This is a genomic window from Arthrobacter senegalensis (genome assembly GCF_059091765.1).
On record NZ_JBNHGZ010000002.1, the window covers coordinates 847,969 to 865,419 of the forward strand.

20 protein-coding genes are annotated in these 17,451 nt (G+C 67.5%); 12 read left to right on the forward strand and 8 right to left on the reverse strand.

The window, feature by feature from the left end:
* Positions 1 to 80: 80 nt before the first annotated feature.
* Both rraA and AC5RVG_RS09340 read left to right on the forward strand, forming a co-directional pair.
* The gene (rraA, locus tag AC5RVG_RS09335) at positions 81 to 593 is read left to right on the forward strand and encodes a ribonuclease E activity regulator RraA (protein WP_494013628.1); all 513 of its coding nucleotides are present in this window, start codon (positions 81 to 83) and stop codon (positions 591 to 593) included.
* 117 nt (positions 594 to 710) lie between these two features.
* The gene (locus AC5RVG_RS09340) at positions 711 to 935 is read left to right on the forward strand and encodes a hypothetical protein (protein ID WP_494000977.1); all 225 of its coding nucleotides are present in this window, start codon (positions 711 to 713) and stop codon (positions 933 to 935) included.
* On the opposite strand, the gene AC5RVG_RS09345 is transcribed toward AC5RVG_RS09340, so the two are convergent.
* Positions 913 to 2,205, reverse strand: coding sequence for an aminotransferase-like domain-containing protein (locus AC5RVG_RS09345; RefSeq protein WP_494013629.1), 1,293 nt, complete (start codon positions 2,203 to 2,205; stop codon positions 913 to 915). The two genes, AC5RVG_RS09340 and AC5RVG_RS09345, sit on opposite strands and share 23 nt — an antisense overlap.
* A gap of 66 nt (positions 2,206 to 2,271) precedes the next feature.
* Positions 2,272 to 3,246: a helix-turn-helix transcriptional regulator gene (locus tag AC5RVG_RS09350; RefSeq protein ID WP_494013630.1), complete on the reverse strand. Its 975-nt coding sequence runs from the start codon at positions 3,244 to 3,246 to the stop codon at positions 2,272 to 2,274.
* Positions 3,247 to 3,652: 406 nt separating this feature from the next.
* On the opposite strand from AC5RVG_RS09350, the gene AC5RVG_RS09355 reads away from it, so the two are divergent.
* The 3 genes from AC5RVG_RS09355 (at position 3,653) to AC5RVG_RS09365 (ending at position 5,057) form a co-directional block, all read left to right on the forward strand.
* Positions 3,653 to 3,799 carry a hypothetical protein gene (locus tag AC5RVG_RS09355; RefSeq protein ID WP_493979969.1) on the forward strand — a complete coding sequence of 49 codons (147 nt, stop codon included), beginning with the start codon at positions 3,653 to 3,655 and terminating at the stop codon, positions 3,797 to 3,799.
* 98 nt (positions 3,800 to 3,897) lie between these two features.
* Positions 3,898 to 4,869 carry a lantibiotic dehydratase C-terminal domain-containing protein gene (locus AC5RVG_RS09360; RefSeq protein WP_494013631.1) on the forward strand — a complete coding sequence of 324 codons (972 nt, stop codon included), beginning with the start codon at positions 3,898 to 3,900 and terminating at the stop codon, positions 4,867 to 4,869.
* Positions 4,866 to 5,057: a hypothetical protein gene (locus tag AC5RVG_RS09365; protein ID WP_494013632.1), complete on the forward strand. Its 192-nt coding sequence runs from the start codon at positions 4,866 to 4,868 to the stop codon at positions 5,055 to 5,057. Before AC5RVG_RS09360 ends, AC5RVG_RS09365 begins: the two co-directional genes overlap by 4 nt.
* Before the next feature lie 159 nt (positions 5,058 to 5,216).
* Here AC5RVG_RS09365 and AC5RVG_RS09370 read toward each other — a convergent pair whose 3' ends face one another.
* The 3 genes from AC5RVG_RS09370 to AC5RVG_RS09380 all read right to left on the reverse strand — a co-directional run bounded on the left by AC5RVG_RS09370 (position 5,217) and on the right by AC5RVG_RS09380 (position 7,621).
* Positions 5,217 to 6,002: an acetoin reductase gene (locus tag AC5RVG_RS09370; RefSeq protein WP_494013633.1), complete on the reverse strand. Its 786-nt coding sequence runs from the start codon at positions 6,000 to 6,002 to the stop codon at positions 5,217 to 5,219.
* A 207-nt stretch (positions 6,003 to 6,209) separates the two neighbouring features.
* Positions 6,210 to 7,043, reverse strand: coding sequence for an aldo/keto reductase (locus AC5RVG_RS09375; protein WP_494013634.1), 834 nt, complete (start codon positions 7,041 to 7,043; stop codon positions 6,210 to 6,212).
* 170 nt (positions 7,044 to 7,213) lie between these two features.
* Positions 7,214 to 7,621, reverse strand: coding sequence for a helix-turn-helix domain-containing protein (locus AC5RVG_RS09380; RefSeq protein WP_493980005.1), 408 nt, complete (start codon positions 7,619 to 7,621; stop codon positions 7,214 to 7,216).
* Positions 7,622 to 7,920: 299 nt separating this feature from the next.
* Between AC5RVG_RS09380 and AC5RVG_RS09385 the strand changes: the two genes are divergently transcribed.
* Both AC5RVG_RS09385 and AC5RVG_RS09390 read left to right on the forward strand, forming a co-directional pair.
* Positions 7,921 to 8,403: a DedA family protein gene (locus AC5RVG_RS09385; protein ID WP_494013635.1), complete on the forward strand. Its 483-nt coding sequence runs from the start codon at positions 7,921 to 7,923 to the stop codon at positions 8,401 to 8,403.
* A 101-nt stretch (positions 8,404 to 8,504) separates the two neighbouring features.
* The gene (locus AC5RVG_RS09390; RefSeq protein WP_494013636.1) at positions 8,505 to 9,350 is read left to right on the forward strand and encodes an HpcH/HpaI aldolase/citrate lyase family protein; all 846 of its coding nucleotides are present in this window, start codon (positions 8,505 to 8,507) and stop codon (positions 9,348 to 9,350) included.
* Positions 9,351 to 9,432: 82 nt separating this feature from the next.
* On the opposite strand, the gene AC5RVG_RS09395 is transcribed toward AC5RVG_RS09390, so the two are convergent.
* A complete protein-coding gene (locus AC5RVG_RS09395) occupies positions 9,433 to 10,296 on the reverse strand; it encodes an SDR family oxidoreductase (RefSeq protein WP_494013637.1) in 864 nt (287 codons plus the stop codon).
* A 63-nt stretch (positions 10,297 to 10,359) separates the two neighbouring features.
* Between AC5RVG_RS09395 and gluQRS the strand changes: the two genes are divergently transcribed.
* The 3 genes from gluQRS (at position 10,360) to AC5RVG_RS09410 (ending at position 13,615) form a co-directional block, all read left to right on the forward strand.
* A complete protein-coding gene (gluQRS, locus tag AC5RVG_RS09400; RefSeq protein ID WP_494013638.1) occupies positions 10,360 to 11,274 on the forward strand; it encodes a tRNA glutamyl-Q(34) synthetase GluQRS in 915 nt (304 codons plus the stop codon).
* Positions 11,275 to 11,395: 121 nt separating this feature from the next.
* Positions 11,396 to 12,202, forward strand: coding sequence for an SGNH/GDSL hydrolase family protein (locus AC5RVG_RS09405; RefSeq protein ID WP_494013639.1), 807 nt, complete (start codon positions 11,396 to 11,398; stop codon positions 12,200 to 12,202).
* A 141-nt stretch (positions 12,203 to 12,343) separates the two neighbouring features.
* Entirely contained in the window at positions 12,344 to 13,615 is a 1,272-nt protein-coding gene (locus AC5RVG_RS09410; protein WP_494013640.1) for an MFS transporter, read from the forward strand.
* A gap of 92 nt (positions 13,616 to 13,707) precedes the next feature.
* Here the strand turns inward: AC5RVG_RS09410 and AC5RVG_RS09415 are convergent, their stop codons facing one another.
* Positions 13,708 to 14,157, reverse strand: a complete 450-nt coding sequence (locus tag AC5RVG_RS09415) for a hypothetical protein (RefSeq protein WP_494013641.1) — start codon at positions 14,155 to 14,157, stop codon at positions 13,708 to 13,710.
* Between the two features lie 176 nt (positions 14,158 to 14,333).
* Here AC5RVG_RS09415 and AC5RVG_RS09420 point away from each other — a divergent pair, with 176 nt between their 5' ends.
* A complete protein-coding gene (locus AC5RVG_RS09420) occupies positions 14,334 to 14,780 on the forward strand; it encodes an iron chaperone (RefSeq protein ID WP_494013642.1) in 447 nt (148 codons plus the stop codon).
* An 80-nt stretch (positions 14,781 to 14,860) separates the two neighbouring features.
* Here AC5RVG_RS09420 and AC5RVG_RS09425 read toward each other — a convergent pair whose 3' ends face one another.
* Entirely contained in the window at positions 14,861 to 16,681 is a 1,821-nt protein-coding gene (locus AC5RVG_RS09425) for a calcineurin-like phosphoesterase C-terminal domain-containing protein (protein WP_494013643.1), read from the reverse strand.
* A gap of 238 nt (positions 16,682 to 16,919) precedes the next feature.
* Here AC5RVG_RS09425 and AC5RVG_RS09430 point away from each other — a divergent pair, with 238 nt between their 5' ends.
* Positions 16,920 to 17,417: a DUF456 domain-containing protein gene (locus AC5RVG_RS09430; RefSeq protein WP_493979983.1), complete on the forward strand. Its 498-nt coding sequence runs from the start codon at positions 16,920 to 16,922 to the stop codon at positions 17,415 to 17,417.
* Positions 17,418 to 17,451 lie beyond the last annotated feature (34 nt).

Sequence of the window (17,451 nt, forward strand, 5' to 3'; positions counted from 1 at the left end):
ACGGACATTGCCCTGCGCGCAGATGCCCGCCGGGCCACGGTTGGTTATGATCGCGGTGTGGCGAGGAGGAGCACCATCAGGTGATTGAGACAGCGGGCAACGCGGCGACCCACGGCGCAGAACCTACAGTGATCCCGACGGCGGACCTGTACGACCAGCGCGGCGACGAACTGGCGTCGCTGTCGCTCCAGTTCGGCAACTTCGGCGGCCGGGCGTCGTTCAGCGGGCCGGTCCGCACCATCAGGTGTTACCAGGACAACGGGCTGGTGAAATCCGTCCTCAACTCCCCGGGCCACGGCGCCGTGTTGGTGGTCGACGGCGGCGGCTCGCTGGAGACAGCCCTGATGGGGGATATGATCGCCGCGGCCGCCGTGGCCAACGGCTGGTCCGGGGTGATCATCAACGGGGCGGTCCGGGACCGGGCGGCCCTCGCGCAGCTGCCGCTCGGCGTCAAGGCGCTCGGCAGCAACCCGCGGAAGAGCGCCAAGGACGCCAGCGGGGAAACAGACGTTCCCGTCGAAATCGGTGGCGTGCTCTTCCGGCCGGGAGCCACGGTCCACGCCGACCTGGACGGCATCCTGGTAGGCGCCTGACCGCGGCCGTGGTGTCTGCTCGGAGGACGGCGTCCGGGATCCGCTCTGCAGTGATCAACGACCTCATGCCCTAACGGACCACCAAGGGAGGCGTTCCGGCTGTGAAAGACTGGGAGCATGAGTAACAACAGGCCCTCGGGTCAGCGCAACGACTCCGGCGTGCCCAGGATCGACTGGAAGGGCACCCTGTGGGCCATGGCGGCCGTCTTCCTGCTCAGCTACGTCATGATCTGGCTGATGCCGGGACTGCACCCCATCCTGCGGATCCTCATCGTGATCGGCCTGTATTTTGCCGGCCGCTACGCGTACTACCGCTATTTCAAGAACCGGCGCCGGCCATAGCCTTTGCGAGGACGGGCGCCAGTCGCCGCACGCCCTCGCGAATGGCCTCTTCGGGCACGGCGCTGAAAGCCAGCCGCAGCTGGCGTGACGGCTCCTCGGAGGGGCTGAACGCCGCCCCCGGGATGAAGACCACGCCGGCCTCGATCGCGTCGTAGAGCAGCGGGTAGGTGTCGACGCCCTCCGGGAGGGTGATCCAGACGAAGAAGCCGCCGTCGGGTTCGGTCCAGCTGGCTCCGGCCGGCATGAACTCCTCCAGCGCCGACAACATGGCGGCACACCGGGTGGCGTACAACCGGCGGTAGGTATCGATCTGCCCCACCCAGTCGTGCTCGTCCAGGTAGGCAGAGATCAGCATCTGGTTCAGGGTGGGCGGGCACAGGGTGACGGCCTCGTTGGCGAGGTAGAAGCTCCGCTGCAGGTGGTCGGGCAGCAGCGCCCAGCCGATCCGCAGGCCCGGCGCCAAAATCTTCGAGAACGAACCCAAATAGACCACGTCGTCGGGATTGTCTGCGCGCAGCGGCCGCAAGGGCTGGCCGTCGAAGCGCAGCAGTCCGTACGGATTGTCCTCGAGCACCAGGACGCCGGCCTCGCGGCAGATGTCCACGATCTGCTGCCGGCGCTCGGCGGCCAGCGTGATGCCGGAGGGATTGTTGAAGCTGGGAATGGTGTAGAGGAACTTGATGCTGCGGCCCTCGCCCTGCAGCTCTTCAATGCGGCGCTGGAGTTCCGAGGGCACGAGACCGTGTTCGTCCATCGACACCGGCTCCACCTGGACCTCGTAGGCCTCGAAGGTGTTCAGTGCGCCCACGTAGGTGGGATCCTCGCACAGCACCACATCGCCGGGGTTGCAGAAGACTTTGGCGGCCACATCCTGGGCGGACTGTGAACCCGCCGTCACGACCACGTTCTCCGGATCCACGCCGGTGATGCCTTCCCGCGCCATGACCTCGCAGATCTTTCGCCGCAGGTCCGGGGTACCCTGGCCGCCGCCGTATTGCAGGGCGGTCATCCCATGCTCGGCGATCAGCCGCTGCGCCATGCCGGCGATCTTCTCCAGGGGCAGGGACTGCAGGTAGGGGTTTCCGCCGGCCAGGGAAACCAGTCCGGGGCGCATCGAGATGTCGAAGACGTCGCGGACGGCTGATTGTTTGATGTTTGCGGCGCGCTGCGAGAACAGGTGCTGGTGCCGGTGCGCCGCAGTGGCGCGTTCCAGCGCCACTTCCGTTTCGATGGGCAGGGTTTCGGAAAGGTCTGCGTCCTGTGAAGTCACTCACACAGGATAGCCCGGGGCGTTACGGGATAGGAAACAGAAGTTTTCTATTGGTGCTGCCCGGGGCTAGAGCCAGCCCGCGTCCCTGGCCTTGAGCGCGGCCTGGAAACGGCTTTCCGCGCCGAGCTGCTCCAGCATCCAGGCGATGTGGCGCCGGCAGGTGCGGACGCTGATGTCCAGCCTCCGCGCAATCACCTCGTCGGAGTAACCGGCGGCCATGGCATTGAGGATGGAATGCTGGATGCCGTTGAGATCCGAGGCGCCGTTATCCTGCCCGTCCAAAACGTAGGGATCGGCCAGCTCCCAGGCCACATGGAACAGGTTGATGAAGACCTGGATCAGGTTGAAGTCGCGTACCACCAGAGCGCCGCGGTCTTCCGGATGCAGCTGGCGCCCGATCAGTGCGAGGTTGCGGTCGAAGATCATGATCTTGAGCGGCACGTAGGGCAGGGTTCGGTACTCGCCGCCGGCCGGGGAGATCGCGGCGACCGCTTTGCGGGTGGGCACATGGTCCAGGGTGCTGGCGTGGCTGATGTTCTTGCGGACGACCCCGCGGTTGAGGAGTTCGATGTCCTTTTGGATGCCCTCTTCGTGGACATCGGCGGAGGCGCCGGAGCCCGGCTGGCTGATCAGCACCTGCTCGGAAACGTCACGGCCATAGTCCACCAGCAGCTTGCGGATTACCCCGGGGTCTTCGAGGACCTCCACGGAGGAGTCCAGCGACACCCGTTTGCGGGCTGCCAGGTAGGTGGGCACGAGAGCCGCCATGTCCGCACGGTGTCCGCTGATCTTGGTGCGCAGGTCGATCAGCAGACGCTCGTCGGAGTCCACCAGTTGCGACAGGGCAACGTCGGGGGAGATGGCGACATAGCATTCGACATCGGGTGCCGGCTGCTGCAGCAATTGCCTGCTGACCAGCTCGCCGATGGCGATGTTGAGGTCACGGATGGTGTAGCCGAGTGCCGTGGACATGGTTTCTTTGGTCCAGCCGGGATGGGCCACGGCGAATTCATAGACCTCGAATGCCGTCCCGCTCAGCATAGGGCGCTCCTCCGGTTGATCCATTTACGTATCACGCAGGGCCTGCTGTTTCTGGTGCGGTGCGGCCGCTCTTTGGCCAGTCTAAAGCACTTCTTGGGCCCATCTTGCGCCATTTGCCGGCGGCCACATCCTGCCATGGCCACATTATGCCATCGCCTGGCGGTCTGCGGCCGATGATCCCGAGGGGGCGCTCCTTTCCCCGGATTTCCGGGGCGGCAGGCGGTTTTGACCACCTGTCCGGAACGTGACAGAGCAAGCCGGGAGGCACGATCATGGCATGTCCGGATGTTGCAACGGGATTGGCTGGACAGGCGCAGCAGAAGCACGGAACTCTTGAACATGTCGGGGGCGAGCAACCCGGCTGGATTTGTCACTGTACGAACCTAAGCCATGTGAAGGGAATGACATGTTCAAGAAGATCGCAAGCATCGCGGCAGGTCTGCTGGTTGCCTTGGGGGCGGTCTCTGCGGCCACTCCGGCAGTAGCCGCCGATCTAGGACCGGTTCCCCATTCTGAAAACGCCACCGCTTCCGCCTATATCTGGGACTGGTAAAAAGCCGCCCCATCTCATCGGCATTGTGCTGATTCCGTAACCAGGATGACGCCGGCTATCCCTCCCCAACCACCACAACATCGAACCAGGAGTAGCGCATGAGCCAGCTGACAGCCATCCGCCCAACAAGTTCGGTGAACGTTAAATCGTACTGGTGGGTTCTGTCTATTTACACGGGTAGGCAGGACGTAGTCGACGCAGTCATAGGAGAACTGGTTACACCGCTGGTCGCCCACGCTCGCCGCGAAGGCGTGGGCCGCTGGTACTTCAACCACAGTGCCGACCAGATGGGGCCTCACCTGAAGGTCCGGTTCCTGGGCCGCCGCCCAATCCTCGACAGCCTCCAAAGGTTCGAGCTGGCGGCCCGGGACCGGGTCCTCGACATCCTGCCAGGCATCACGACCCAGGAAACTTTCGTCTTGCCTTTCGGCAGCGAGGATTCCATTCAGCTTTCGCCGGCCGATGCCGCCGTCCCCGTACCCGAAGCGGACCTGGACCGTTTTGGGGGACCCGATGGGCTGGATCTCGCGGAGGAGGTATTCGAACTGTCCTCCGAGCTGGCCATGTGGGCCACGCAGCGTTTCAGCAAGGCCCAAGGACGTTCGGCGCTCGCCTCCCTGCTCCTCTGCGATGCGGCGTGGGCCATGATGTACGGGCCGAAGGCGCAACAGTGGCCGGACCGGGGCAGGCTGTCCTGGGACTACTGCTGGGACAACCATCTTCGGGTGTCCACGGCCGAGCTGGGCCGTTCGGCTCCGAAGGCGCGGCACAGCCTCACCGCAGGACTGGTTGCCCGCACCGCACCGATGCACCGCCTGATGGCGGCGACGGCGGACGAGAGCAGCGTCCAGAACTGGCGCCGCCGCTGGATCAGGACCCTTGACTCGTACCTGTACCGGGCGGACCGTGCGCGCGTTAGCCGCAGCGCGCAGCAATTAACGTTTTCCCAGGCCCACCTGCTGATGAACCGGTTGGGGTTCACCACGTGGGAAGAGGCGGCACTCGGCGTCTACGCCAGGGCTTGGTCGCCCGAAGTCGAATCTTCGCTGTTGGAGAAGAGGACAAAATGAGCCCGTTCGGTTTCTCGTCGGTTGGACCCGAATCCAGCAAGGTTCCGGATGTTTCGAACGAAGGAACAGCATCATCCCTGGATCAGGTCGGGGTCCTGGGAGCGCACGCCCAGGATGATGACCTCTGGAACCTCACCGGCAGCAACTACTCGCGCGACGCCGCGTGGGCAGACCAGGCTTGGCAATAGGAGAATGCCCGCCGGCATCTGCGTCGGCCCCCACATCATTCCTCCCCCAACAGGATCAGGCCGGAGCGACCCCCAACGCTCCGGCCTGGTCCTGTCTTCGCGGGTGCTGCCCCTCAGGGGCTGTTTCTACCCCTCACGCCGTGATGGGGGCGGCCCTGATCAGTTGTAGAGCATGCCGCCGTCTACCAGCAGCACCTGGCCGGTGACGTAATCGGAGTCGGGGCCGGCGAAGAAGGACACGATCTTTGCCACGTCTTCCGGCGTCTCGATCCGGCCGAGGGCGATGCCCTCCACGTTCTCCTTGAGGTTCTGACCGATCGGCTTACCGTTGATCTTGCTGAGTTCCTTGTCGATGAGCTCCCACATGCCGGTTCCGACAATGCCGGGCGCATACGCGTTGACCGTGATCCCCTTGGGTGCCAGCTCCTGCGCCGCCGCCTGCGTGAAGCCGCGCACGGCGAACTTGGAGGCGGAGTAGGCGCTGAGGATCGGGAAGCCTTGGATGGCAGCGATGGAGGCAGCCGAAATGATCTTGCCTCCGTGGCCGAGCTCGTCAAACTTGGCGGCCGCGGCCTGGATGCCCCAGACCACGCTGTTGACGTTCACATTGAAAATCTGGTCGAGTTCCTGCTCGCTGATTTCAAGGACCGGCTTGATCTGGGCAATGCCTGCGTTGTTGACGATGACGTCGAATCCGCCGAGCTGGTCGGCTGCCGTGTCGACAGCCGCAACGACGTCGTCCCTCTTGGCGACGTCAGCTGCCACGAAAACGGACTTGCGCCCGAGGCCTTCGATCTCCGCCGCGACAGCCTCGCCCTTGGCGCGCTGCGGCTCGATATCGGCGATGGCGACGTTGAAGCCGTCTTCGGCCAAGCGAAGAGCGATAGCCCGCCCGATGCCTTGGCCGGCGCCGGTTACGAGAGCGACCTTGTCCTGCACAGTCATTGATGTCTCCTTTGTACTGCTTCCAGCCCGCCGTTGCGTTTATCCAGCGCCACGGCCGGCTGCGGTGGACACCGTCGAATTACAACCGGTGTCACTAGGCGTAACACAGACCCGTCAGGATTCATTCCTTTGCATGTTAAAGCGTGCCGGGGCAGGCCAAGCCGAAGCAGCGCCGCAGCGGCCGTCCAGCGGCCGTCCAGCGGCCGCCTAGTGGCCGAAAACGTCCGCGTCGGTGATGTCCGCGGTGCCCCGGTCCAGCGCGGAGAGCCGGGCCAGCTCACCGGCCTCCAGCATGAAGTCGAAGATGGCGAAGTTCTCGGCCAGCCGGTCCGGGTGCGCGGACTTGGGGATGGGCACGTGCCCCAGCTGAGTGTGCCAGCGGAGCACGATCTGGGCCGGGCTCTTGCCGTACTTGCCGGCCAGCGACAGAACCGCCGGTTCCCGCAACAGGTCGCCGCCTTTCCCGAGCGGGCTCCAAGACTCCGTGACGATGCCGCGCTGGCGGTGTATCTCCACGAGGTCCGCGCGGGTATGCCGGGGATCCAGTTGAATCTGGTTGACCTCCGGTACCAGCCCGGCGTCGAACAGCCGTTGCAGGTGCGCGGGTTTGAAGTTTGACGTGCCGATGGCCCGAACGCTCCCGTCCTCCAGCAAACGGGTCAGCCCCTCGAACGCCTCTACGTAGCGGTCCTGCCCGGGGTTGGGCCAGTGGATCAGCAGCAGGTCCACGTAGTCGACGCCCAGCCGGCGGGCGCTGGCCTCGCAGGCCTGCCGCGCGCCGTCGACGCTGTGCCACTGCTTATTGAACTTGGTGGTGATGAAGATTTCCGCGCGGTCAAGCCCGCCGCGGCGCAACCCCTCGCCGACGCCTTCCTCGTTACGGTAATTTTCCGCGGTGTCGAACAGCCGGTAGCCGAGGTTGAGTGCAGTTTCGACCGTACGGGCGGCTTCCGCATTGTCCAGGGGCCAGGTTCCCAGTCCCAGCAGCGGCATCTTGGCCCCGTTGCGGAGGGTCACGAGCGGAGCAAGCAGGTCGGCCACGATCACAGTCTCCTCTGGTTGTCCTTCAGGACCCGGTCCCGGGCCCGTGGCACCCAGCCTAGGGGTGATCGCGCCGGCTGTGCACCCCGGGTGCCTGCCGCAGCCAGGGCGGCACCCGGAGAAGGGGATGCCGCGGCCGCGGATTCGCGGGGCCCCGCGGGAAGAGTCCGCTAACCGGCAGCGGAGGCGGCGTCCGCCGAACCTGCGTCGGGTGCGGCGGTCCGGGTTTCCAGCCAGGCCAGCACGTCGGAGAGCAGGATCCGCCGGTGGGTCCCGCGGTATTGGACCGGAATGGTCCCCGCGTCGGTCAGGCGCCGCATGTAGGTCAGGGACACGCCGGCCACCTCCGCCGCCTGCGAGGTGTTCAGCAGTTCGACTGCGGAGCTGACCATCACCGCGTCGCCGTGGGCAAAGCGGCGGAGCATATCGACGACGGCGTCCGCCGCTTGGGCGGGCAGCTTCACCGTGGTGCCGTTGACGAAGACGGTGACGTCGGCGCTCTCGTCGAGCGCCCGCTGCAGTCGCTGCGCCTGGGCTGCCGGGAGGGCATCGGTGGTGCGGGGAGTCAGCTGGGCCATGGGGACAGCGTAAGACACTTCCCGGCCCGCACCGGGGAAGGCGTGCTGCGCCGTCGTTGGTGCCGCGGACGTGCCCGGCGGCGGCCGTTAACATTCCCCGACGGCCCGGCGGCGGCCGTTGACCTTCGCCGACGGCCCGGCGTCGGGTAGGCGTAAACTGCTGTTCTCGACGGACAGCGTGCGCCGTCCGCGGAAGCGAACATCCGCCGACTCCGAGGAGACCATCGTGGGCAGACCGTTCTGCGCCGAACTACAGTGCGCTGCGCACGCCGCGCACCGGCCGGAGCCCGCGGCCTGACATGGAGCACATCGCCAGCCTCCCCTTCGGATACGCGGTCAGCGTGCTGTTCGTGATCGTGATGCTGCGCGCCAATGCCACGTACTGGGCCGGCAGGGGAGTGGCCGCCGGCGGGCGGCACACCCGCCTGGTCCGCCAGTTGGACTCGCCGGCCATGCGCCGCGCGGAGGCGGTCATCGCCCGCTGGGGAGCCCTCGCCGTCGCGCTCTGCTTCCTGACGGTTGGCGTCCAGACCGCAGTCAACGCGACGGCCGGCCTTGGCCGGATGCCGCTGCGCAGGTACATGCCGGCCGTCGTGGTCGGCTCGGTGCTGTGGGCGGTGCTGTATGCCACCGTGGGCCTGGCCGCCCTCAACGCCTGGCTGGCCGCGGCCGCGGGGTCCCCGCTGGGCATCGCCGTCGTGGTGCTGCTGGTGGCGGCGGTGGTCGCCGCCGTCGTTGTGGCCCGCCGGCGCCGTCGGCGGCGCCATCCGGCATCGCTCTGACGCCGGTTTGCCTCCCGCCACGGACGGAGGTGGCGCATGCCTCAATCGGCATTCGCCCCTTACGTTAGTGGCCCCGGCGGCGAAAACATTAGGCTAGGAGTATGTCCGCTCTAAGAAACCGTCGTGCCGCCGCCCTTCCCGCAAAATTGTCCCGCTCCTGGCTTCTGGCCTCGGCGGCTGATGAAGCGAATTTCGGGCCGGCACTGGCCTCTGAAGCAGACTCCGTCATTTTCGACATGGAAGATGCCGTGCAGGCGGCGGGCAAGGCAGCGGCGCGGGAGCGGGTGGTGGAGGCCCTCTCCACCGGCATGACCGCCTGGGTCCGGGTGAACGGCATGGAAACCGAGTACTGGGCGGACGACCTGGCCGCCCTGTCGAAGGCGCCGGGCCTGCGCGGCGTCATGCTGGCGATGACGGAGAAACCCGAGCAGGTTACGCACACCGCGATGCGACTGCAGGCCGGTACCCCGGTGCTGGCCCTGATCGAGTCCGCCATCGGGATTGAGAACGCCACCGACATCGCCCGCGCGCCGGGCACCTTCCGCCTCGCCTTCGGCGTGGGCGACTTCCGCCGCGACACCGGGGCCAGCGATTCACCGATGGCCCTGGCATACGCCCGCTCCCGGCTCGTGGTTGCCTCCCGCGTGGGCCAGCTGCCCGGCCCCATCGACGGCCCGACCGTCGGGGCGCTCGGCGAAGAACTGCTGGAAGCCTGCAAGGTGACGGCGTCCATGGGCATGACCGGCAAGCTCTGCCTGCTCACCGATGCCGCCGACACCATCAACAAGGGACTCTCGCCCAGCGAGTCGGAGATCAAGTGGGCGCACGAACTCCTCGATGCGCACGCCGCCGGCGCGGTGGTGGGCGACGGTTCCTACCTGCCGCGCCTCGCCCGCGCCGAGAAGATCTCTTCGCTCGCCGACTCCTACGGACTCTGGAACGCCTAGGTTCCGCAGTCCGGCCGCGGAACTCCGTCCGGGCCGCACCGTCGGCGCCGACCCGGACGCGGGCTCAGTCCCGGCCGCAGGCTTAGTCCCGGCCGCCGAACAGCTCCCGCAGGCTCAGCGCCGGCCGCCCGGTCAGCAGGTCCACGTCGTGGGTCACCAGGTCCAGCTCCCCGGCGGCAATGGCCGTGTAGGTGCTGACCCAGGCATCCAGCTGCCAGTCCGGGGCGCCGTAGTGCGCCCGGCTTGCGTAGGCCTCCTCCACCGTTTCGTTGAGGAACGACGTCGGCCGGCCGGTGGCCTCCGCGATGGCCGCTGCCGCCTCGGCCAGGGTCACCGACTCCGGGCCGGTCAGCTCATAGGTAAAGCCGGCGTGGGGCATGGGTTCGGCCAGGATGGTCGCGGCCGCCCGGGCTACGTCCTCGCGGGCCACGAAGCCCGCCTTTCCGTCCCCCGCCGGGCCGCGGATCACGCCCGATTCGTCGGCGAACGACGGCAGGACGTCTGCGTAGAAGTTGTTGCGCAGCAGCGTGTGCTTCAGGCCGGTTCCACGCAGTTTCTCCTCGGTGGCGTAGTGGTCCCTGGCCAGCGTGAACGTTGCGTCCTCGGTGGCGCCGATGAACGAGGTGTAGACAATGTGCTGCACGCCGGCGTCGATGGCGGCGTCGATGAAGGTGAAATGCTGCTGCAGCCGGTCCTCGGCTTCGGCGGCGGACACCATGAACACTGTCTCGATGCCTTGCAGCGCGGCGGCGACGGCGGCCTTGTCGCCATAGCCGGCAGTCGCCGTCGTCGTCCCGGGCAGCTGCGGCGCACGCGACGGGTCGCGGACAATCAGCCGCTGTGGAAGGTTCTTCTCCGCCAGCATCCTGGCGACCATGCCGCCCAGCTCGCCGGTGGCGCCGGTGACGGCAATCGGGGTTTCCATGGGGGAGACGGGTGTGCTCATAGCACCAGCCTAATAGGCGCGGCAACACCCCGCGGGCGGGGACGTTTTTGCTACCGTGGGGACGTGCCAGCAGCCCAGAGTCCCGCCGGTCGGTTCGCGCCCAGCCCCTCGGGTGAACTGCACGTCGGCAACCTGCGCACCGCGCTGCTCGCCTGGCTCTTCGCCCGCAGCACCGGCCGCCGCTTCCTCATCCGCGTGGAGGACCTGGACCGTGCGCGGGCCGGGTTCGAGGCCCGGCAGCTGGCGGATCTCGCGGCCATCGGCCTGGACTGGGACGGCGAGGTTGTGCGCCAGACCGACCGCGCCGCGGTCTACCGCCACGCGCTCGGACAGCTGGCGGAGGCCGGCCTGGTCTACGAGTGCTTCTGCACGCGGCGCGAGATCGCCGAGGCTCCCAGCGCGCCGCATGCTCCGGAGGGCGCGTATCCGGGAACCTGCCGCAACCTCACCGACGCCGAACGCGAGGAACGCCGCCAGCTCCGCCCCGCGGCACTGCGGCTGCGCGCCGACACGGCCAGCTACACGGTGCCCGACCGGCTGCACGGCGACTACACCGGCGTCGTTGACGACTTCGTGCTGCGGCGGAACGACGGGGTACCCGCCTACAACCTGGCGGTGGTGGTGGACGACGCCGCACAGGGCGTGGACCAAGTGGTGCGCGGCGACGACCTCCTGACCTCCGCCCCACGGCAGGCATACCTCGGGTCGCTGCTGGGGCTGCCGCCGGTCGAATACGTGCACGTGCCGTTGGTCCTCAACGAACGACGGCGGCGCCTGGCCAAGCGCGACGGCGCGGTGACCTTGGGCGCACTCGAGCTGGCCGGGCTGGACGCGGCCGCGGTGCGCGGCCTGTTGCTGGCCTCGCTGGGCTTGCCGGACGTCCCGCTGCCCAAGCTGCTGTCCGAGTTCCGGCCCGATGCCCTGCCGGTTGAGCCGTGGATCTTCGAGCCGCCGGAGCTGGTTCCCGACCCCAGCTGACGGCAGGCGGGAAACTGCCCGCTCGCCCGGGACTCATAACCGCGGACAACCTGGCCGGCACAGCGGCGGACTTCACCGCGTGTTTGCCGGTGCGTCGCCCGGCGCCGCTAGTCTTCGGCAGATGGGCGGACTATTCGTGGCGCTGGGCGACAGCTTTACCGAGGGCGTGGGGGACTACAACGCCAATTTTCCCAATGGCGTGCGCGGCTGGGCCGACCGGGTGGCCAAGCAGCTGGGCAAGCAGGACCCGGACTTCCGCTACGCCAACCTGGCGGTACGCAGCAAGCGGCTCCACCAGATCATCGCGGACCAGCTGGAACCGGCCATCGAGATGCAGCCAACCCTGGTCTCCTTGTATGCCGGCGGCAACGACATTTTGGAGCTTAAGCGGAGCATGCCGGAACTCCTGGCGGAGTACGAATCCGCCGTCCGCCGGCTGGCCGAAACGGGTGCGCGGTTGATCCTTTTCACCGGCTTTGAGGTCATGCTCCCGCCCGTCCTAGAGCCGATGCGGCGGCGCAACTGGGTGTTCAACGAGGCCGTCCGGGACCTGTCCCGGCGTTACGGGGCGGTGCTGGTGGACCACTGGGCGTTCGACCTCTATCAGGACCGGAGGATGTGGGACACGGACCGGCTGCATATGTCCGCGCTGGGGCACAAGTACATGGCGGCCAGGGTCTTGGAGGCCCTCGGCGTGGAGCACACACTCAGGCTGAAGCGGCCGGAGGCTCCGGTGCGGGCGGGCTGGCGCGCGGCACTCCGGCGCGAGCGCGACTGGCTGCAGGAATGGGTGGTCCCGATGTTCGGCCGCAAGCTCAGGGGCGTCACGCTGGGGGACAATCTGGCGCCGCGCTGGCCGGAGCCGGTCCAGGTCTCGCACGGGCTGAAAAAGCTGGCCAGACAGCGTGCCGCTGCTTCCGCCGGCTGACGTCCCGGCAGGGCTCTGGCCCGGCTGACCTACGGCTGACCTCCCCGCAGTTCTTACCGGCCTGCGCGGCGGCGGCTGTACGCTGTTGCAACAACAGGGGACCGCGGCCAGGCCGCGCCGTCGGTGAGGAGGGTTGTGGCCATGTCCGTCCAGGAACCGCGCGATCCCGTGCCGGCGCTCGACCTTCCCGCGGCGTTCCGGGAACCCACCATCAAGGTCCGGGCCGGCTGGGTCACCGCCGTCGTGCTGACCAATCTTGGCATCAATGCGGCGTTCTTCGGCCCGCTGCAGGTGCTGCTGGCCCAGCAGTCGCAGGCGTTCGATGCCGTGAACAAGGAAGCCGTCCTGGCGATGGCCACCGGCTTCGGCGCCGCCGTGTCACTGGTCGCCAATCCGGTCTTCGGGGCGCTGAGCGACCGGACCACCTCCCGGTTTGGACGACGCGTGCCGTGGGCGCTGGCCGGCGGCGTCCTGGGCTTCGCCGCGCTGTTGCTGCTGTCCGGCGCCCCCAACATCGCGGTGATGGTGATCGGCTGGTGCCTGGTGCAGGCCGGGTGCAATGGCGCCTACGCGGCCGTTACGGCCAGCATTCCGGACCGCGTGCCGCGGCGGCAGCGCGGCCAGATCGGCGGTCTGGCCGCCATCGGGCAGACGCTGGGTATTGTGATGGGCGCGGTGCTGGCCAATCTGGCCGGCGGCTTCGTCCTCGGCTACATCTACTGTGCCGTGTTCCTGCTGGCCAGCATCATTCCGTTCGTGATCGCGGGCCGGGACACCCCCTTGCGCAAGGCCGACCGCCCGCCCTTCGCCTGGTCCGGCTTCCTGAAGGGCTTCTGGATCTCCCCGGCCAAGCACCCCGACTTCGGCTGGGCGTGGCTGACCCGCTTCCTGGTTAATCTCGGCAACAACATTTTCACCCTCTACCTGTTCTTCTTCCTCCAGGACGCCGTGGGGCATCCGGACCCGGCCGCCGGCGTGCTGCTGCTGACCGGGGTCTATGCGGCCATGGTGGTGGTGATGGCGGTCGTGGGCGGACCTCTGAGCGACCGGGTGGGGCGCCGCAAGCCGTTCGTCATCGCGTCCTCGGTCACCATCGCAACGGCCTCGGTCATCGTGGCGATCACGCCCGCGTGGCCGGCCGTGGTCGGCGCGGCCATGGTCCTCGGCGCGGGCTTCGGCATGTTCCTGGCCGTCGACTTCGCCCTGCTCACGGAGGTGCTGCCGAGCGCAGCCGACCGGGGCAAGGACATGGGCGTCATCAACATCGCCGCCTCGTCGCCTCAGGTGATCGCCCCGTTGATCGCCGCGCCCACCGTGCTCTACCTCGGCGGTTACACGGCGCTGTTCGTGCTCTCCGCCGTGATCGGGCTGCTCGGCGCGGTCTTCGTGGTCAAAATCAAAGGCGTGCGGTAGCCGCGAGCGCACGTCGCTGCGCCGACACCGCCGCCTCTGCGGCCTCAGGCAGCCCCGTGCAGGGCCGGGTCGGCGGGTTGGCCGCGGAGCGGCTAGTCGATGAAGGCTGCCTTCGAGCTGTACTCCTGATAGAGCCGCGCTGCGTCGCCGACCGGCAGCTGTCCATACTTCAGGGCGGTCAGCAGCCCGTCGAGTTGCGCGCTGGCGGACTCGGCCGTCGAGATCTGCTCCGCGCTGTTGCGGGAATTGGCGAGGCCGGACGCAATCGCGGCGGTAAGGGAGAGGATCGACGCCAGGATGCAGATGACCTGCCAGACGATCGAGGTGCTGGATAGCGAGAAAGCGCCCGCCACCGCCGTGTTGAAATTGTTCTGGCCGAAGCCCGGGCCCGCCGTCAACGCGGCGACGACCGAGCTCCCGACGACGCTGACGTTGGTTAGGCGGTTGCGTTTGGGACGGGCGCGGCGAAGAAAAGCCCTGATCTCATCACGGCGCTGGTCGATTTGCCGGGTCAGGTCCTGACGGTTCTGTGCGTCGTCCATGATGTCCCCGCGCCTTCCGTTAACCAGCCCCGCCCCTGTAGCCGCGAGGTATCGCTGCACCGTATATCAGATTGCCCGTCGAGGGCTACGTTTTTTCACGGACCGAGCAGGATTCGAGAAGCCGGGGCCCTGCGTGGCTGCTACTGTCGGTCGTGATTCGTACAAGGGAGATCGAGATGAGCGCCAACCAGAAGTCCGATGCGGGCGGCTTTTCGGAGGCCGAGCGTGCCGCCATGAAGGAGCGGACCCAGGAGCTGAAGGCGCAGGGGCGCAGCGGCCAGAAGAAGGCCGACAACGAGCGCGCCGTGCTCAACGCCATCGCCGAGATGCCCGCCGCCGACCGCGTCCTCGCGGAACGCATTCACTCGCTCGTCACCGCGAACGCGCCCGGGCTTCTGCCCAAGACCTGGTACGGGATGCCTGCATACGCCAACACGGACGGCAAGGTCGTCTGCTTCTTCCAGGGCGCGGCCAAGTTCCAGGCCCGCTACGCGACCTTCGGATTCAACGATGCGGCCTCGCTCGACGACGGACCGATGTGGCCGGTCTCGTTTGCAATAGTTGAGTGGACCCCGGCAGTGGAAGAAAAGGTCGGGGCGCTCGTCAAGGCCGCGACCGCCTGAGGGCCCTCTCCGACCAGCGGAAACCAGCGACGGCGGGTGGCTGCGTGAGGCGACCACCCGCCGTCGGATGTGAGGCAGGGTTACTCGACGACCTCAAAGGTGATGGTCTCGGTGAACTCGCGGCCGTGCACGTCGGTTGCGGTGACCGTGGCGGTGTGCTCGCCGACGGCCAGGCCGGCCGGCAGTTCGAGTCGCCACAGGTGGGAGGTGCGGTCGTGCAGGCCGCCGCCGTGCACAAACTGCTCGATGGTGGCGGTGGGATCGGTGTACTCGGCACCAATTAGCGGGACGTCGTCGGCGGTCATCGACTGGGTGCGCGTGGCTTCGGCGCTTTCGGCGCCATCGATGGAGACCTTCACGGTGGAGCCGGTGGAGCCCATCCAGAAGTTGGTGGTCAGCCAGGTCTCCCCGAGTTCGCCCTGGGCCACCGCGTTCGGGTTCTCCGGGGACGGGGCTTTGCCACGCTGGTTCTTGTATTCGTCGAACCAGGCACGGTAGGCGGGGGAGTTGATGCCCAGAGCCATCTGGTCGGAGCCGTCGTCGCCGGTGGCTGTGAAACGCTCGCGGACCTCCGTGTTCTTGATATCCAGGGTCAGGATGCCGGGAGGGGTCCCGTCACGCTGGATGGCGGTGGGGAAGCCCTCCGCGAGCACCCGGCCGTTGTACCAATGGCCGGACACTGCCGGGACGGTCAAGTGGGTGAACGGCAGGCCCGTGTCGCCGAGCTCGTCGCGCCAGCCGGCCATGAGGTCGCCCTCCCGGAGGTTCTCCGACATGTGGGTGTGCCCGCCCAGGGAAACGACTTCGCGGCCCTCGAGTATCCCGTAAATCGCCTGCAGCTGCTTCGTGGTGTGAGAGTCGCTGTAGTAGAACTCGAGCAGCGGGCTGTGGCCGGCCAGCACGATCACCCGGTCCTTGGGCACCTTCGCGATGTCCTGGCGCAGCCATTCAAGCTGGCGCTCGCCCAAGGCGTACGTGTAATTGCTCTTCTTCGCGGGGATCGCCGTCGGATATTCGATTTTGCTCATGGCGACGACGTGGGCCTTGCCGGCGTCGTACGAGTAGTATTCCGGGCCGAACTGGCTGCGGTAAGTGTCAAACTCGTGCTCGCCGTCGAGGGCGTCGAAGTCGAGGTCGTGGTTGCCGGGCAGAAAGCGGGCCGGGCCGTTGAGCTTGGCGGTCAGTTCCCGGGTCTGCTCGAAGAGGGACAGGTCATCGCCCACAATGTCGCCGATGAAGAGCGCGCCGCAGCCGGCATAGTCTGAGCGGGCGGCCAGGTCGGCGAAGGCACCGTTCTGCGCAAACTCCACCTCTTGTTGGTTATAGGTTTGGACGTCCGCGCCGAATGCGCAGTGTTGCTCCGGGGACTGGGTGAGCTTGCTCTTGGCCAGCGGGAAGTTGACTTTGTCAGGCAGCGCCCCGGTCGGGGCGATGCCGCCGAACTTCAGCTCGGGGGATCCCTCCGGCAGGTGGTGGTAGAAGAACTGGGCGACGTTGTCGTCGTCCACCGGCACCTGGTAGCCGCGGGGCTGGGTGACGAAGACGGTCATGTTGTCGAACGCCGGCAGTTCGTAGCTGCCCTGGCTGTCCGTGGTGACAACGTCGCGGCCGTTGGAGACGGTGACACCGCGCAGGCCCGGTTCGTTGGCGTCTTGCCTGGAGTTCTGGTTCCTGTCATCAAAGACGGTGCCGTCGAGGGTCTGCTGGTCGGCATCCGGAGCATCAACGACGTCGATACCTCCCCGGTAGGCCGAGGCGGCCCAGTCAGTGTCGACGGGGCCGGGAGCGGCGGTGGCGGCGGGGCCGAGCATGGAGCCGGCAGCCAGCAGGGCCAGAGCCCCGCCGGTCAGGCGCAGGGGCCGGGACAGCCAGGCTGGTTTCGGAGTTGGGGACGCGTGCACGAATTGGACCTCCGGTTGAGTGATGGCCGGCCGTTGGAGGTGGCCGGCCCCTCAACTGTTGCCCGTGCGAATGAACGGGGATCGAAGGGGAAACGAGGTGCGCGCCACGTTTTAGTGACACACCCAGCCAGCCGCGCAAGCGCCGCCCACACCGGAGGTCCTGCGACTACTGCGCGCAGTTCACCCTCGACTGGGCCGGCCTGTCAGGACGCCCGGCACACCCCAGTAGGCTGGGTGGGTGGAAGCCCAGATACTCGCGACCGTCTTTTGCGGTCTGCTCATCGCGGTCGGCATTGCCGGCATCGTCGTCCCCGTCCTGCCCGGCACCATCACCATCGGCATCAGCCTGCTCGTCTGGGCCATCGTGCTGCAGAGCACTTTGGGCTGGGTGGTCTTCGCGATCGGGATGGTGTTCGTGGCCGCCGGCATGCTGGCCAGCCTGGTACTCACCGGGCGCCGGCTGAAACAAAGGCAGGTGCCCAACTGGTCAATCCTGGCGGGCGTACTGGTGGGCGTGGTCGGAATGTTCGTGATTCCCGTCGTCGGGCTGTTCATCGGGTTTGCCGCCGGGCTCCTGCTCAGCGAATACGCACGGCGGCGGGACTTTGGCCAGGCGGTCGGGGCCAGCTGGGCGGCGCTCAAGGCCGTGGGCCTGGGCATGCTGGTGGAGCTCGGCTGCGCGTTTACCGCCGGCGCCGTCTGGGTGATCGGTGTGCTGGCGCATTTCTTCTTCTAGCGGGCGCCGGGCCGGCAATCCCAGCCACCGGCTC

Bases quoted from the DNA above. Each gene is read 5' to 3' on its own strand.
- AC5RVG_RS09350 (WP_494013630.1), bottom strand. From the start codon at position 3,246: ATGCTGAGCGGGACGGCATTCGAGGTCTATGAATTCGCCGTGGCCCAT.
- AC5RVG_RS09365 (WP_494013632.1), top strand. From the start codon at position 4,866: ATGAGCCCGTTCGGTTTCTCGTCGGTTGGACCCGAATCCAGCAAGGTT.
- AC5RVG_RS09340 (WP_494000977.1), top strand. From the start codon at position 711: ATGAGTAACAACAGGCCCTCGGGTCAGCGCAACGACTCCGGCGTGCCC.
- AC5RVG_RS09370 (WP_494013633.1), bottom strand. From the start codon at position 6,002: ATGACTGTGCAGGACAAGGTCGCTCTCGTAACCGGCGCCGGCCAAGGC.
- AC5RVG_RS09405 (WP_494013639.1), top strand. From the start codon at position 11,396: ATGGGCGGACTATTCGTGGCGCTGGGCGACAGCTTTACCGAGGGCGTG.
- AC5RVG_RS09355 (WP_493979969.1), top strand. From the start codon at position 3,653: ATGTTCAAGAAGATCGCAAGCATCGCGGCAGGTCTGCTGGTTGCCTTG.
- AC5RVG_RS09390 (WP_494013636.1), top strand. From the start codon at position 8,505: ATGTCCGCTCTAAGAAACCGTCGTGCCGCCGCCCTTCCCGCAAAATTG.
- AC5RVG_RS09385 (WP_494013635.1), top strand. From the start codon at position 7,921: ATGGAGCACATCGCCAGCCTCCCCTTCGGATACGCGGTCAGCGTGCTG.
- AC5RVG_RS09410 (WP_494013640.1), top strand. From the start codon at position 12,344: ATGTCCGTCCAGGAACCGCGCGATCCCGTGCCGGCGCTCGACCTTCCC.
- AC5RVG_RS09380 (WP_493980005.1), bottom strand. From the start codon at position 7,621: ATGGCCCAGCTGACTCCCCGCACCACCGATGCCCTCCCGGCAGCCCAG.
- AC5RVG_RS09415 (WP_494013641.1), bottom strand. From the start codon at position 14,157: ATGGACGACGCACAGAACCGTCAGGACCTGACCCGGCAAATCGACCAG.
- AC5RVG_RS09420 (WP_494013642.1), top strand. From the start codon at position 14,334: ATGAGCGCCAACCAGAAGTCCGATGCGGGCGGCTTTTCGGAGGCCGAG.
- AC5RVG_RS09395 (WP_494013637.1), bottom strand. From the start codon at position 10,296: ATGAGCACACCCGTCTCCCCCATGGAAACCCCGATTGCCGTCACCGGC.
- AC5RVG_RS09360 (WP_494013631.1), top strand. From the start codon at position 3,898: ATGAGCCAGCTGACAGCCATCCGCCCAACAAGTTCGGTGAACGTTAAA.